The organism is Actinoallomurus bryophytorum (assembly GCF_006716425.1).
Taxonomy (GTDB): Bacteria; Actinomycetota; Actinomycetes; order Streptosporangiales; family Streptosporangiaceae; genus Actinoallomurus; species Actinoallomurus bryophytorum.
In genome coordinates, this window is sequence record NZ_VFOZ01000001.1 from 5,588,545 (window position 1) to 5,603,604 (window position 15,060).

Consider the following 15,060-nt stretch of genomic DNA (forward strand, 5'->3'; position numbering starts at 1 on the left):
GTGCGGCAGCGCGGCGGTATCGCGAGTGGTAGCGACGCGCCACGCCGTGTCCCGGCGGTCGGAACACGACGGCAGTCCGCGGTGCGGCGCAGCACACCGATCCGGCGTGGCACGCCGGCCCGCTCGCGTCGCGACCCGACATCTCGCCGGGCAACGTGACGCCGCACTTCGCGCTACGTGCCGCAACGCGACGCATGCTGCGCACCGCAACGCCACTTTGTGCTGCGCACGGCCTTGCAACGCTGTGTTGCGCACGGCAACGCGACATTGTGTTGCGCACGGCAACCCGACGCGAGCTGCGCGGAAATGCGATGCTCTGCGCGCGAGGCAATGCGCGCGAGCTGCACACCGCAACGCGACACACACCACCACGCGACCCTGCGCTACGCGCGACCCTGCGCTACGCGCGACCCTGCGCTACGCGCGACCCTGCGCTACGCGCGACCCCGTGCTACGCGCGACCCTGCGCGGCGTGGCCGAGTCGTCGTGTGGGCGTGGTTGGGGTGTCGGCGTGGGACCTTTCGGCGGTTGGCTGGTGGCGCTTCAGGGTCCGGGGTGCGGTGAGGGTGGTGCGGGGGTTAATCGGTTTCGTCTAGGTCCTCCGGGGTGATGTCGAGGGGGACGGACCATGGTGGGAGTCCGCTGATGAAGAGCTCCTGTAACAGGCGGGCCATCGAGTACGACGGGTCGGTGGACAGGGCGCGGTCGAGGGCGATGTTGGCCAAAGCGCCCTCGCCTGCGCGCCAGGCGGCGAAGGACAGAAGGCACGCCGGAGCTGCCGCGTAGGGGGCGGTCACTTGTTTCAGGACATGGCGCCACAAGCTGATGTGGGCGTCCAGGTCCGGGTCCTTCATGCGTACCCAGGCCTCGTCGCGGACTCGGAGGTTGACCAGGAGGACGCCCAGCCAGGCGACCTCGTCGGTGGTCGGCGGGTCAGAACCCTTGCACGCTCGCTCTAACAGGTCGCGGACCAGTGGCACGCCTTCCGTGATCATGTGGGTCGGCACCTTGTGGGTGTCGGACTCCGCCCAGGTGGCCAGCCTTAGTTCGGCTTTCGCGGTGGATTGCCGCATCTGTTCGCCGCCCGTGGGCTCCAGTGTGCGTTCGAGGTCGCGGCGGTCCGGTAAGGCGACCATGCCTCCCGCGATGGCCGCGGCGGCCACTGGGCTCGTATCAATGTCGACGTACGTGCCTTCGGATGGGCAGCAGGCGCTGTCGGAGCACAGATAGGACCAGAATCTGCCGGCCTCGACGCGTAACGCCTCGCGCAGCCGTACGCCCGACGCGTCCAGGTGGCCTCGTACCCGGTCGACCATGGGGGTCACCCGGTCGGCCGATCCATAGCCCGCGACGATCACCCCCTCCGGCCGGCGGCGGGCTACCAGGTCTGTGATGTGCTCCAGCAACGCGTCCTGTGCGGTCAGGTCCAGCCGGACCGCGTACGCGCCTCGCGCGTTGTCGCATGCCAGCACGACCACGCTGTCGGCTGGATGGAATCCGATGAGGTAGGGGATCGCGGCGACGACGTCGGCGGGCGACCGGAGTCGCAGGGTGTTGAGGCTCATGTTCATCGAGCGTGCCGTTGTCCGTCTCGCGGCGACACCCCTTGGGCGTTCTGTGGATAACCGGCTGAGGCTTGGGACTGTGGGCCGGAACGAGCGAAGCGGAACAGGCGCAGAGAGAGGGAGAGGGAGAGGGAAGGAGATTAGACCGACGGGGAACGTGGCGTGGCGATGGCGACCAGCAGCGTGTACAACCGTTGAGGCTGTGAGGCCGCCAGGCTGCCAGGCCATGAGGCCGCGAGGCCGCCAGGCCATGAGGTCATGAGGGCGCGAGGCCACGAGGCCACGAGGCCACGAGGCCACGAGGCCACGAGGTCAGGAGGGCGCGAGGCCATGAGGTCACGACGTCGCGAGGCCAGGAGGGCGCGAGGCCAGGAGGGCGCGAGGCCAGGAGGCCACGACGTCACGAGGCCGGGCGGTCGTGAGGCCGTGAGCCGACCACAGCTACGAGAAGCCAGCCACGGCGACGAGATGCCAACAAGGCCAGGTCAGTACACGTGCGGGCAAAGCGTCACGTAGGACGCGATAGCCTCATAGAGCACACCGAGCGCGTCGACCCGCGCCACGCCTGTGCCGCTTTCGTGCCGTGATCCGGTGCCGGCGGCTTACGAGACGAACGACCCACGGTCGGTGTTCGTCGCGGAAGGACCAGCCCTGCCATCACCGCTGCTTGCGATACGTGCTCCCGGATTGACTGTGCATGAGTGCGCGCTTAGTGCCAGGGTTACGGGAATGTTTCGCCTGTCTTCGGCAGTGATGGTCGACGAATGAGCACTCCCTACGATGAACGGCCGTGGCTTCGGTTCTACGCCGAAGGCGTACCGGCCAACGTCCAGATACCCGACGTGCCGTTGACGTATCTGCTCGACGCCTCCGCCGAGCGGTTTCCGAACCGCAAGGCGTTGATGTTCTTCGGGCGCTCGATGACGTACGCGCGGCTGCTGAGTGAGGTCAACCGGTTCGCCGGGGCGTTGCGGCGCATCGGCGTCCGCAAGGGCGAGCGCGTGGCGATGATTCTTCCGAACTGTCCCCAGGAGGTCATCGCCTTCTACGCGATCCTGCGGATCGGGGCCATCGTGGTCCCCACCAACCCGCTCTACACCGCGTCGGAGCTGCGCCACCAGCTCGCCGACTCCGGCGCACGAGTGGTCATCGTCTTCGACAAGGCGTACGAGACGCTCATCGAGGCCATGCCGGGCACGGGCGTCCAGCAGGTGGTCGTCACCTCGCTCACCGACTACCTGCCGTTCGTCAAGCGTGAGCTGCTGAAGCTTCCGCTGGCCAAGGCGCGCAGGCTGCTCTCCGAGCTGAGCACCGAGGTGCCCGAGACGGCGGGCGTCCTGTGGTTCGACGATCTGCTCAAGGAAGGGCCGGACAGTCCCCAGCAGACACCGGTCGACCCCATCCGTGACCTGGCCGTCCTGCAGTACACGGGCGGTACGACCGGCCGTCCCAAGGGTGCGATGCTCACGCACCGCAACCTCGTCGCCAACGCGCACCAGACCACCGCCTGGGACCCGGGGATCCGCCCCGGCCATGACGTGAACCTCGCCGTCGTGCCGCTCTTCCACGTCTTCGGGCTGACGTTCTGCCTGACGTGTACGACGCTGATCGGCGGCATGGTCATCCTCATCCCGAGGTTCGACCTCGACCTCGTGCTGGATGCCGTACGCAAGCACAAGCCGACACTGTTCCCCGGCGTTCCCCCCATCTACCAGCAGCTCGCCGCGGCGCCGGAGTCGAAGAAGGCCGGCGTGGGCGACATCCGTACCTCGGTGTCGGGCGCCATGAAACTCGCCCGTACGACCGTGGAAGCCTTCAAGATCGGTACCGGCGGGCAGCTCGTCCAGGGGTACGGGATGACCGAGACCTCGCCCGTCCTCATGGCCAACCCGCTCGACGGGAACGCCCGCCACGTCTCGGTGGGCGCGCCGCTTCCCGGCACCGAGGCGCGCATCGTGGACGAGAACGACCCGCGGCGCGTCCTCCCGATCGGCTACCCGGGAGAGCTGATCGTACGGGGGCCGCAGGTGTTCGCCGGCTACTGGAACCAGCCCGCGGAGACCGCCGAGACCCTCTCACGCGACGGCTGGTTCCGTACGGGCGACATCGCCGTGATGAGCCCGGACGGCTTCTTCACCCTCATCGACCGCAAGCGCGACGTCGTCATCGTCGACGGCTTCAACGTCTATCCATCCGAGATCGAGAACGTCCTGAGCGCCCATCCGGGCGTGGGGGAGGCCGCCGTCGTCGGCGTTCCCGACTCGGCGCACGGCGAGGTCGTCAGCGCGTACATCATCCCGCGCGACCCGAATCTGGTGCCCACGCGCGAGGAGCTCACGGAGTACTGCGCGCACCACCTCGCCGAGTACAAGGTGCCCGCGTACATCGAGATACGCCCGACGCTGCCGCGCAACATGCTCGGGAAGGTCCTTCGCCGCGTCCTCCGCGAAGAGAACGCGATGACCTGATCAGTCGGACGTGTCGAGCCGGCGCAGCGCGCCCTTGACGGTCTCCGAGTCGTACGTCGTCCAGAACGGCGGCAGCGAGGCGCGCAGGAAACTGCCGTACCGGGCGGTGGCCAGGCGCGGGTCGAGGATCGCGACCACGCCGCGGTCGGTCATGCTGCGCAGCAGGCGCCCTGCGCCCTGGGCGAGGAGCAGTGCGGCGTTGGTGGCGGCGACCGCCATGAAGCCGTTGCCGCCGCGCGCCCCGATGGCCCGCTGGCGCGCCGAGGACAACGGGTCGTCCGGGCGCGGGAACGGGATCCGGTCGATGACCACGAGCCGCAGTGACGGACCGGGTACGTCGACGCCCTGCCAGAGCGACAGCGTCCCGAACAGGCATGTCGCGTCGTCCTCGGCGAAGCGCTTGACCAGCTGGGACGTGGAGTCCTCACCTTGGCAGAGCAGCGGCTGAGAGAACCGGCCGCGCAGCTCCTCGGCGGCCTGCTTGGCCGCGCGCATCGAGGAGAACAACCCCAGCGTACGGCCGCCGGCCGCGCCGATCAGCTCGCTCAGCTCCGTGAGGTAGGCCTCCGGGAGACCGTCCCGTCCGGGCGTGGGCAGCCCGCGGGCGATGTAGAGGATGCCGCTGCGCGCGTGGTCGAACGGCGAGCCGACGTCCAGGCCCGACCACTTGATCGGCTGCTTGTCGGCCTTGTCGGAATCGGTCTCGAGGACGTCCTTCTCGTCCGGGGCGTCGAGCGGCGGCAGGCCCCACTGCCGGGCGAGCGGCTCGAACGATCCGCCGAGGGACAGCGTTGCCGAGGTCAGCACCGTCGTCCGCTGGCGGAAGAGGCGCTCGCGGAGCAGGGCGCCGACGCCTAGCGGCGCGACCTTGAGCGCCGTGGGCCGCCGCGAGTCCTCCGAGAACGGCTTGTCCAGCCAGACGACGTCGTGCCGCGAGGCGAGATCGCCCTTGAACGCCTCCAGGAAGCGTACGGCGGTGTCGTGGATCTCCTCGAGCGAGGTGAGGGCCGCGCGTCCGGCGCCGAGGCGCTCGGCGTCGTCCTCGCTGCCCTTGAGGTTCGTACGCAGAGCCGTGGCGCAGGCGTACGCGGCGTCGCGGATCGACACGAGCGAGAACCCGACCGCCTCGGGGAGTACGTCCATGCGGCCCGCGTGCATCTCGGCGAGCATGGGCTGCAGCGCCTCCCCGGCCTCCTTGAGCCGGTCCGCGAGGTCGTCCTCGATGAGCCGCCCGCAGCGGCGTGCGGTGATCTCCACTGCCTGGGCGGACAGCTCCGCGGTGGCCACCGACGTGACGCGGTCGACGAGCTCGTGCGCCTCGTCGATGATGGCGACGTCATGGTCGGGCAGAACCTGGAAGTCCTCCAGGGCGTCGATCGCCAGCAGCGCGTGGTTGGTGACGACGATGTCGGCCTCGCCGGCCTCGTCGCGGGCACGCTCGGCGAAGCACTCGGTCCCGAACGGGCACCGCTGTGCGCCCAGGCACTCCCGCGCGCTCACCGAGACCGACCGCCACGCCTGCTCACTGACGCCGGGGACGAGCTCGTCGCGGTCGCCGGTCTCGGTGGTCTCGGCCCACTCGTGGATGCGCTGCACCTGCCGCCCGGCGGCCGACACGGCCTGCGCGTCGAACAGGATCTCCTCGGGATCCTCGGGCGCGTCGGTCTGCAGCCGGTGCCGGCACAGGTAGTTGCGACGGCCCTTGAGGATCGCGAACGCCGGCTCGCGTCCGAGCAGCGGCGTCAGCGAATCGGAGAGCCGGGGGAGGTCACGGTCGATGAGCTGACGCTGCAGCGCGATCGTCGCGGTGGAGACGACGACGCAGGAGTGCCCTTCGCCCGCCGGACCCGCGTCGACCGCGTGCCGTACGGCCGGGACCAGGTAGGCGAGGGATTTGCCGGTACCGGTGCCGGCCTGGACGGCGAGATGCTCCCCCGAGCCGATGGCATGCGCCACCGCCTCGGCCATCTTCACCTGCCCGGGCCGCTCCGCACCGCCGACACCGGATACAGCGGCGGCGAGAAGGGCGGAGACGTCGGGCAGGTCGGTCTTGTCCGCGGAGTCGAGGAGGTCGTCTGGCACGACACGAAACGCTACCGGTGACGGCGAGCGTCCGGTGCCGCCTTTCCCTCCACCGCCCGCGTGTGAATCGTGGAAGGGCAGGTCAGGTGGGGTCGTGAACGTGACCGTCCGGGCGGGTCGTGAGGGACGATCGGCGGGTGCGGGCGAGCCGGCTTTCCGCGTGAGCGGCTCTCGGAGGGTGCGGCTTTCCTGCGAGAGCGGTTCTCAGAGGGTGGGGCCTTCCCGCGTGAGCGGTTCTCAGAGGGTGGGGCCTTTCGCGCGAGCGGTCTCGGAGGGTGGGGCCGTCCTGCTTCCGGCGGCATTCGTTGACGGCGGGCGTCCGGTGCCGTCTTTTCCCACCGCCCGCGGGTGAATCGTGGAAGGGCAGGTCAGGTGGGGTCGTGAGCGTGGTCGTCCGGGCGGGTCGTGAGGGACGATCGGCGGGCGCGGGCGAGCCGGTGCTGGCCTTCGCCCTCCCCTGCGCCCCCGGCGTGCGCGAGCTGATGGCGAAGGTCGCGGGTTCCGCGCGGGCGGCTCTCAGAGGGTGGGGCCGCCCTGCTTCCGGCGGCGTTCGTTGAAGTCGCGCATGCGCTGGGGGTAGCCGGTGATCTGGACGTCGTAGACCGGCAGGCGCAGGTCGCGTGCGACCTTCTGGATGACCTGCGGGGAGCCCACGCGGCGGCGGGTCCATTCGCCGTCGGCGGCGATCGCCATCGCGGTCGTGTCAGTGGCGAACGTCTCCGGCTCGACGTAGAACTCCACCCCCGTCCGGCTGCGCGCGAAGGCCATCAGCGACTCGATGTCGGCGTTGGTCGCCTCACGGTCGAGGGTCGTCACCCTCTGGCCGCGTCGGCGGCGGATCCCGAAGCGATCTCCCCACTTCATCGGAGGTCCTCCTCAAGAACCTGTCGCGGCGCTCCCATCCCGTCATCGCCGGGGCCCGCGGCAGACTTCGCGAATTACGTTTTTAACGTCGCTGCCACCCTTACGGTTCCAGCCCATTTCCCGGCGGTCGTCGTTCGGACGACCGCATGGCGATGGGAGGCGAGAGGCGGCGGCTCGGGAACGGATGCCGCCCGCCCCCTGAGCGGCCACGCGACCGAACAGGCGAGGAAACGAGCGAGGATCCGCCACCGAAAGGAGACGGTAGCGGGTGGCATCGGGTCGGCGCGCGACGCGGGTCGCGCGACGGAGCGGGGAGGGCGAGCATGAGAGGGCGCGCCGTGCCGGTCACGCGGCCGCAGACGGTGGATTCGCGGACGGTTGACAGCCCCTTGTCGCAGCGCCCGCACTCGCGACGGCGCCTGCATTCGTGAGGGTGCCTGCGTTCGTGACGGCGCCCGCACTCGCGACCGCGCCCGCACTCGCGACGGCGCCCGCACTCGCGACCGCGCCTGCATTCGTGACGGTGCCTGCGTTCGTGACAGTGCCTGCGTTCGTGACGGTGCCCGCGCGAGCGACGGTGCGTGCGTTCGTGCCGGTGTCGCGCGCTCGTGGCAGCGCCCGCGCTCGTGAGGGTGCCTGCGTTCGTGACGGTGCCTGCGCGAGCGACGGTGCCCGCGCGAGCGACGGTGCCCGCGCGAGCGACGGTGCCCGCGCGAGCGACGGTGCCTGCATTCGTGCCGGTGTCGCGCGCTCGTGGCGGCGCCCGCGCTCGTGACGGCGCCTGCACTCGCGACGGTGCGCTCGCCCGCCACGGTGCACGCCCGCGATGGCGCAACGCCGCGATGGCGCTTGCCCGCGATGGCGCTTGCCCGCGACGGTGCGCGTGCCTGAAGGTGCACTGCACCCCCGATGGTGCGCGCGCTCGGGAGGCTCGGACGGTGGTCGGGGTTCGCGCCGTGCCGTGACGCTTGTCCCGGCTTGGCCGACATCACCCCATAGTCCGCACTAAGGTGACACCTGTCCTGACACAGGCTGTTACAGGGGCCGTGAATGCGGTTTGTCATTCCCGAGGGCCGTGCGCGGCTGTACGCCGCGGCCGTCGCCGGTGTTCTCGTGCTCGGCTGGCTGAGCGGGTTCGGCCCGACGAACGCCGGGCGTCTTCAGGTGCCGGCCCTCGCGAGCGGACCGCCGCCGGCCGCCCGGCCTCCGGTGCGTCCCCGCCGTACGCGCCCCGTCGTCCCCGCCGTCAACTGCCGCGTCGCCAAGTGCGTCGCGCTGACGTTCGACGACGGGCCCGGGCCGTACACCGCCAAGTTGCTCCACATGCTCGCCGCCCGCCACGCGAGGGTCACCTTCTTCCTCATCGGCGGCAACATCAAGGGCCGTGAGGCCCTCGTCCGCCGGGAGCTCGCCCAGGGCAACGTCGTCGGCGACCACACGTGGACCCATCCGGACCTCACCAAGCTCTCCAACCGGCAGGTCCGCCGCCAGCTCACCCGTACGCGCAGCGAGATCACCCGGGTGACCGGCCTGCCGGTACGGCTCATGCGCCCGCCGTACGGGAGCACCGACAAGAGCGTCGCCAAGGTCGCGCGTGGCCTGGGGTTCGCCCAGATCGTCTGGAGCGTCGACACCGACGACTGGCTCGACCGTAACTCGGCGATCGTCGCCCACCGCGCCGTCTCCCGCGCGAGGAGGGGCGACATCATCCTCATGCACGACATCCACCCGACCACGGTGAACGCCGTGCCGAAGATCCTGCGCGGTCTGGCCAAGCGCGGCTTCACGTTCGCCACGGTGCCTGAGGTGCTCGCCGCGCGTCCCCTCAAGCCGGGCAAGGCCTACTACCACGGGGGTTGACTCCAGGGTCGGCTCAGGGGTTTCCCCGATGGCCCGGAGCGTGGGCGGGGCGCACGATCGGAACATGACGATTCCTGCACCCTCGCTCCGCGTCTCCCACGCCGAACGCGAGCCCGTGGTCGAACGGCTCCAGCAGGCGTACGCCGAGGGCCGGCTCGACAAGAGCGAGCTCGACCTGCGCCTTCACCTCGCCATGACGGCCGTGACCCGGGCCGACCTCGACGCGGTCCTCTACGACCTGAACCCGGCCACCGGGCCGAAGCCCCTCCCCAGGGGAGAGCCGACCGCCGAGCAGCGTGTTCTCGCCGCGTTCGCCCACGTCCTCGGCGTCTTCACGCTCTTCGTCGGGCCGCTGGTGATGATGTGCACCAAGGCGAGGCGCTCGCCGTACGTGCGCCAGCACATCGTGTCGGCGCTGAACTTCCAGCTCACCCTGCTCATCGTCACGATCGTGACGTTCGGGATCGGGGGACTCGTCTACGCCGTCGCCTGGATCGTCGCGGCGGTCGCCGCTCTCCTCGCGCTGGTGGACACGCCGTTCCGCTATCCGTTCACGCTCCGGCTGGTCCGCTGACGCGCGGAAGAGCGCGCGGAAGAGGCCGGACCGGAGCCGGATGGTCGGGCTCCAGCGCCGGCAGGCCGTCGATGCTCGAGGCGTTGCGCGCGACGCGCGGCACCCATTCGTCGGATGGCCGGCGGGCGTGCTGGTCGTCCAGCAGGCTGCGCTCACCGGTGAGCTCCATGAACGGGATCGAGTAGCCGCAGGAGTCCGAGACGCGCGTGACGTCGACGACCACGATCGCCCGGTAGCCCGCGTGACCGGCGCCGAACCGTCCGGCGAGGTCGTCCCACTCGGCGGCGTCCGGCCGCACCACGCGGCCGGTGCCGTACAACCGCAGGATCTTCGGCTGGCGGGAGAACGAGCAGAACATGACGGTGATCCGCCCGTTGTCCCGCAGATGAGCGATGGTCTCCGAACCGCTGCCGTAAAGGTCCAGGTAGGCCACCGTGTTCTCGTCGATCACCGAGAAGGTGTCCTGGTAGCCCTTCGGTGAGACGTTGACGTGGCCGCCGGAGTCGGGCGCGGTGGCCACGAAGAACATCGGCTGCTCGGCGATGAACGCCTGGAGCCGTTCGTCGATGGCGTCATACAGCTTTGCCACTTGCGGCACCCCCAAGAGTGACGACACAACGGACACTACACGCGGCCGGTCTGTAGGCACCGGGCGCGGGATGAGACGATCGTCCGGTGACTGGTCATGGCACGGCAACCAAAAATCTGCTGGAGTCCTACAGAGCGATTCCCGAGGGGGCTCCGGTACGCCTGGCGAAGCGGACCTCCAACCTGTTCCGTTTCCGCGATGACGCGGGCGCGCCCGGACTGGACGTGAGCGGATTCGACCAGGTCCTGAGCGTCGACGCGACGAACCGCACCGCGGACGTCCAGGGCATGACGACGTACGAGGACCTGGTCGACGCGACCCTGCCGCACGGCCTCATGCCGTACGTCGTCCCGCAGCTCAAGACGATCACCTTGGGTGGCGCGGTCACCGGGCTCGGCATCGAGTCCTCCTCGTTCCACCACGGCCTGCCGCACGAGTCCGTCATCGAGATGGAGATCGTCACCGGCGCCGGGGAGATCGTCACGGCGACACCTGACAACGAACACCGGGACCTGTTCTACGGCTTTCCCAACTCCTACGGCACGCTCGGCTACGCCCTCCGCCTCAAGATCAAGCTGCAGCCGGTCAAGCCCTTCGTCGAGCTCCGGCACGTACGCTTCGGGTCCGCCCAAGAGTGCGCGGAGGCGATCGACAAGCTCGGGCCCGACGTCGACTTCATCGACGGCACGGTCTTCGGCGAGGACGAGCTCTACCTGACGCTCGGCACCTTCGCCGACTCGGCCAAGCACGTCTCGGACTACACCGGGCAGCAGGTCTACTACCGCTCGATCCAGGACCGTAACGTCTCGCCGCGCTGGCTGAACGCCGGCACGGCTCCGACCGACGTCCTCACCACGCACGCCTACCTCTGGCGCTGGGACACCGACTGGTTCTGGTGCTCGCGCGCCTTCGGCGTGCAGAACCCTCTCGTACGCCGGGTGTGGCCCGCGGCCAGGAAGCGCTCGGACGTCTACCGCCGCCTGGTCGCCCTGGACAAACGCACGCAGTTCTCCGCCCGGCTGGACCGCTGGCGCGGAAAGCCGCCGCGCGAGGACGTCATCCAGGACGTCGAGGTGCCGGTCGAGCGGCTCGCGGAGTTCCTGGACTTCTTCCGCCGGGAGATCGGCATGAGCCCGGTGTGGCTGTGCCCGCTGCGGGCACAGGACAACTGGCCGCTGTACCCGCTGGAGCCCGGCCGTACATACGTCAACGTGGGATTCTGGGGGACGGTGCCGATCCCGCCCGGCCGCCTGCCCGAACACCACAACCGGCTGATCGAGCGCGAGGTCGCCCGCCTCGAGGGCCACAAGTCGCTGTACTCCACGGCGTATTACACCCGTGATGACTTCTGGCGACACTACGACGGGGCCACCTACCGGCGACTGAAGGAGGAGTACGACCCCGGCGGGCGGTTGCTCGATCTTTACGACAAAACAGTACGAGGCAGGTGATCATGCAGCTCGCAGAGGTTTTCGAGCGCGTCGTGGGCCGCGACGCGCAGGTGGAGTTCCTGGCCTATGACGACAGCCGGGCCGGGCCGGCCGGTGCCGACATCACGGTGAACGTCAGGTCGCCGTACGCGATCTCCTATCTCGCCCACGCTCCGGGTCCGATCGGGTTGGCCCGTGCGTACGTCTCCGGCTATCTGGACATCAGCGGTGACATGTACACCGCGCTGTACCGGATGCAGTCGGCCATGGGCGACCTGAACTGGGCCGACAAGAGGACGCTTCTTCGGGGCATCATCCGCGACCCGCTGCTGCGCGCGGCCGCGCTGACCCGCCTGGAGCCGCCACCGCAGGAGGTCAGGACCGAGAGGGTCCCGCTCCTTTCCGGGCTGCGGCACTCCAAGCGCCGTGACGCCAAGGCGATCTCCCATCACTACGACGTGTCGAACACCTTCTACGAGTGGGTGCTCGGCCCGTCGATGGCCTACACCTGCGCGTGCTTCCCGACCGAGGACGCGACGCTCGAACAGGCACAGCACCACAAGTTCGACCTGGTCGCACGCAAGATCGGGCTCAAGCCGGGCATGCGGTTGCTCGACGTCGGCTGCGGCTGGGGCGGCATGGTCATGCACGCCGCGCGCGAGTACGGCGTCAAGGCGCTCGGCGTCACGCTGTCCAAGCAGCAGGCCGAGTGGGCGCAGAAGGCCATCGCCGAGGCGGGTCTGTCGGAGCTGGCCGAAGTACGGTTCATGGACTACCGCGACGTGTCCGAGACCGACTTCGACGCCGTCAGCTCGATCGGGCTCACCGAGCACATCGGCAAGGGCAACCTGGCCGCGTACTTCTCCTTCCTGTACGGCAAGCTCAAGCCCGGCGGGCGGCTGCTGAACCACTGCATCACCCGCCCGGACGACACGCAGCCGTCGATCAAGAAGGACGGCTTCATCAACCGGTACGTCTTCCCCGACGGCGAGCTCGAGGGGCCGGGGCATCTGATCTCCAGGATGCACGACGCCGGCTTCGAGGTCCGTCACGAGGAGAACCTCCGCGAGCACTACGCCAAGACCCTCGCCGGCTGGTGCCGCAACCTGGACGCGCACTGGGACGAGGCGGTCGCCGAGGTCGGAGAGGGGACGGCGCGCGTCTGGCGGCTCTACATGGCCGGCTCCCAGCTCGGGTTCGACCTGAACTGGATCCAGCTGCACCAGGTGCTCGGCGTCAAGCTGCACGAGGACGGACGTTCGGACATGCCGCTGCGGCCGTCGTTCGAGCCGCCGTTCGAGGGCTGAGCCCGGCGGCCGAGGCATCGTACGGCCGCCGGGGGACCGGCGGCCGTACCCCCTCCGTGGACAGCACGGTAGGCGCGGCCTAACGTCGCGGGCATGAAGACCGACACGGTCGACGCGAACGGCCTGACATTCGGCTACCTCGAGGCCGGCGACGGTCCGCTCGCCCTGTGCCTGCACGGTTTTCCCGACTCCGCGCACACCTGGCGACATCTGCTGCCCGCGCTCGCAGGCGCGGGATACCGCGCGGTGGCGCCGTTCCAGCGGGGATACGCCCCGACCGGGATCCCCGCCGACGGCGCGTACCAGACGGGTGCGCTGGCCGCGGACGCGAACGCCCTGCACGAGGTCCTCGGCGGCGACGGCGACGCGGTGCTCGTCGGCCACGACTGGGGCGCCACCGCCACGTACGCCGCGGCGGCGCACGAGCCGTCGCGCTGGCGCCGGGCGGTCACCATGGCCGTGCCTCCGATCCCGGCGATGTCGTCGGCGTTCCTGGACTACGCCCAGCTGAAGCGGTCCTTCTACATGTTCCTGTTCCAGACGCCGCTGGCCGAGATGGCCGTCACGGCCGACGACCTGGCGTTCCTGGACGGCCTGTGGGCCGACTGGTCGCCCGGCTACGACGCCACGGCCGACCTCGAACACGTCAAGGCGTGCCTGCGCGAGCCGGCGAACCTCTCCGCGGCGCTGGGCTACTACCGGGCGATGTTCGACTCTTCGCGGCACGTGGCCGCGTACGCCGCCGAGCAGGAGTCCGCGCGCCGTGCCGGTGAGCGGCCGATCCTCTACCTCCACGGCGCCGCCGACGGCTGCCTCGACACGGGCCGGGTCCGCGACGTCCAGCACCACCTCCCGCCGGGTTCACGAGCCGAGATCGTGCCCGGGACGGGGCACTTTCTGCACCTCGAACAGCCGGCCGTGGTGAACGGTCTGGTGCTGGACTGGCTCGCCGGATGAGTGCACGTCTCCCCCGAGAAGGCCGTTCGTGTTGCCGGGCGCGGGCCCGGTTGGCAGGATGAGTGTTCCGAACGGGATTCTAGTTGTGGAGAGTGATCCGGTAGTGACCCCAGGTACGCTCGAACCGCCTGAGATCGACATCACCGACTGGGCGTTCTGGGCACGTCCACTGAGTGAGCGTCATGAGGCCTTCCGTACGCTGCGGCAGCTGCCCCGCCCGGCGTTCTTCGCGGAGCCGGACGTGACGTACGCGCCGAAGGGGCCCGGCTACTACGCGCTGGTCACCCACGCGGACATCGTGGAGGCGTCCCGCCGCCCACAGGACTTCTGCTCCGGCGCCGGTGCCATCAACATCGCCGACATGCCCACGGACCTGAACGAGTACTTCGGTTCCATGATCAACATGGACGACCCGCGGCATGCCAAGATCCGCCGGATCGTCTCCCGTGCCTTTTCCCCGCGGATGATCCAGCGCTTCGAGGACCAGGTGCAGGAGGTCGCCGAGCAGGTCGTGGAGGAGGTCCTCGCGAAGGGTTCCGGCGACTTCGTGTCCGACGTCGCCGCGCGCCTGCCGCTGAAGATCATCTGCGACATGATGGGGATCCCCGAGGACAGCTACAAGACGGTCTTCGACAACTCCAACATCATCCTCGCCGGCGCCGACCCGGAGTTCGTCGCCGAGGACGAGAACGAGATCGCGCTCCAGCTGCTCACCGCCGGCCAGACGCTGAAGGACCTGGTGGAGGACCTCGGCCGGCACCGCCGGGAGCACCCGTCGGACGACCTGACCTCCGCCCTGGTCAACGCCAACATCGACGGTGAGTCGCTGACCGACCAGGAGTTCGGCTCGTTCTTCATCCTGCTCGTCGTCGCGGGCAACGAGACGACGCGCAACGCCATCGCGCACGGGATGAACCTGTTCACGACCAACCCCGCGCAGCGTGAGCTGCTGCTCGCCGACTTCGAGGCGCGCATCGGCGGGGCCGTCGAGGAGATCGTCCGCTACGCCTCCCCGGTGATCTGGATGCGCCGTACGGCGACGCGCGACACCGAGCTCAACGGGACCGAGCTCAAGTCGGGCGACAAGCTGCTGCTCTACTACTGGTCCGGCAACCGCGACGAGACGGTCTTCAAGGACCCCGACGTCTTCGACATCACCCGCGACCCGAACCCCCACGTCGGCTTCGGCGGCCCCGGCCCGCACTTCTGCCTGGGCGCCCACCTGGCCCGGCGCGAGATCACCGTGATGTTCCGTGAGCTGTTCCGGCGGGTGCCGAACATCCGCGCGACGGCTCCGCCGGACCGGCTGCTCTCCAACTTCATCAACGGCATCAAGCACCTGCCGTACGAGATCTGACCCGCGG

Annotated in this window: 11 protein-coding genes; 7 read left to right on the top strand and 4 right to left on the bottom strand. The window is 69.6% G+C overall.

Annotated elements, in window-relative coordinates:
* Positions 1-578 precede the first annotated feature (578 nt).
* A complete protein-coding gene (locus FB559_RS26230; RefSeq protein ID WP_185792411.1) occupies positions 579-1,565 on the bottom strand; it encodes a DUF4192 domain-containing protein in 987 nt (328 codons plus the stop codon).
* 764 nt (positions 1,566-2,329) lie between these two features.
* Here FB559_RS26230 and FB559_RS26235 point away from each other — a divergent pair.
* Entirely contained in the window at positions 2,330-4,033 is a 1,704-nt protein-coding gene (locus FB559_RS26235) for an AMP-binding protein (protein WP_141958584.1), read from the top strand.
* Here the strand turns inward: FB559_RS26235 and FB559_RS26240 are convergent, their stop codons facing one another.
* Positions 4,034-6,115, bottom strand: a complete 2,082-nt coding sequence (locus FB559_RS26240; protein WP_246122064.1) for an ATP-dependent DNA helicase — start codon at positions 6,113-6,115, stop codon at positions 4,034-4,036.
* 516 nt (positions 6,116-6,631) lie between these two features.
* Positions 6,632-6,979 (bottom strand): hypothetical protein, encoded by a 348-nt coding sequence (locus FB559_RS26245; RefSeq protein WP_141958586.1) that lies wholly within the window; start codon positions 6,977-6,979, stop codon positions 6,632-6,634.
* A 1,050-nt stretch (positions 6,980-8,029) separates the two neighbouring features.
* Between FB559_RS26245 and FB559_RS26255 the strand changes: the two genes are divergently transcribed.
* Positions 8,030-8,839 carry a polysaccharide deacetylase family protein gene (locus tag FB559_RS26255; RefSeq protein WP_141958590.1) on the top strand — a complete coding sequence of 270 codons (810 nt, stop codon included), beginning with the start codon at positions 8,030-8,032 and terminating at the stop codon, positions 8,837-8,839.
* Positions 8,840-8,903: 64 nt separating this feature from the next.
* On the top strand, positions 8,904-9,413 hold the full coding sequence (locus FB559_RS26260) for a DUF1707 and DUF4870 domain-containing protein (protein ID WP_141958592.1): 510 nt from the start codon (positions 8,904-8,906) through the stop codon (positions 9,411-9,413).
* On the opposite strand, the gene FB559_RS26265 is transcribed toward FB559_RS26260, so the two are convergent.
* A complete protein-coding gene (locus tag FB559_RS26265; protein WP_141958594.1) occupies positions 9,391-10,002 on the bottom strand; it encodes a pyridoxamine 5'-phosphate oxidase family protein in 612 nt (203 codons plus the stop codon). The genes FB559_RS26260 and FB559_RS26265 overlap by 23 nt on opposite strands.
* A gap of 86 nt (positions 10,003-10,088) precedes the next feature.
* Between FB559_RS26265 and FB559_RS26270 the strand changes: the two genes are divergently transcribed.
* The 4 genes from FB559_RS26270 (at position 10,089) to FB559_RS26285 (ending at position 15,053) form a co-directional block, all read left to right on the top strand.
* The gene (locus tag FB559_RS26270) at positions 10,089-11,453 is read left to right on the top strand and encodes an FAD-binding oxidoreductase (RefSeq protein WP_141958596.1); all 1,365 of its coding nucleotides are present in this window, start codon (positions 10,089-10,091) and stop codon (positions 11,451-11,453) included.
* Positions 11,454-11,455: 2 nt separating this feature from the next.
* Positions 11,456-12,739 carry a class I SAM-dependent methyltransferase gene (locus FB559_RS26275; RefSeq protein WP_141958598.1) on the top strand — a complete coding sequence of 428 codons (1,284 nt, stop codon included), beginning with the start codon at positions 11,456-11,458 and terminating at the stop codon, positions 12,737-12,739.
* Between the two features lie 93 nt (positions 12,740-12,832).
* Positions 12,833-13,696, top strand: coding sequence for an alpha/beta fold hydrolase (locus FB559_RS26280; protein ID WP_141958600.1), 864 nt, complete (start codon positions 12,833-12,835; stop codon positions 13,694-13,696).
* Positions 13,697-13,799: 103 nt separating this feature from the next.
* On the top strand, positions 13,800-15,053 hold the full coding sequence (locus FB559_RS26285; protein WP_246122066.1) for a cytochrome P450: 1,254 nt from the start codon (positions 13,800-13,802) through the stop codon (positions 15,051-15,053).
* The last annotated feature ends 7 nt before the right edge of the window (positions 15,054-15,060 follow it).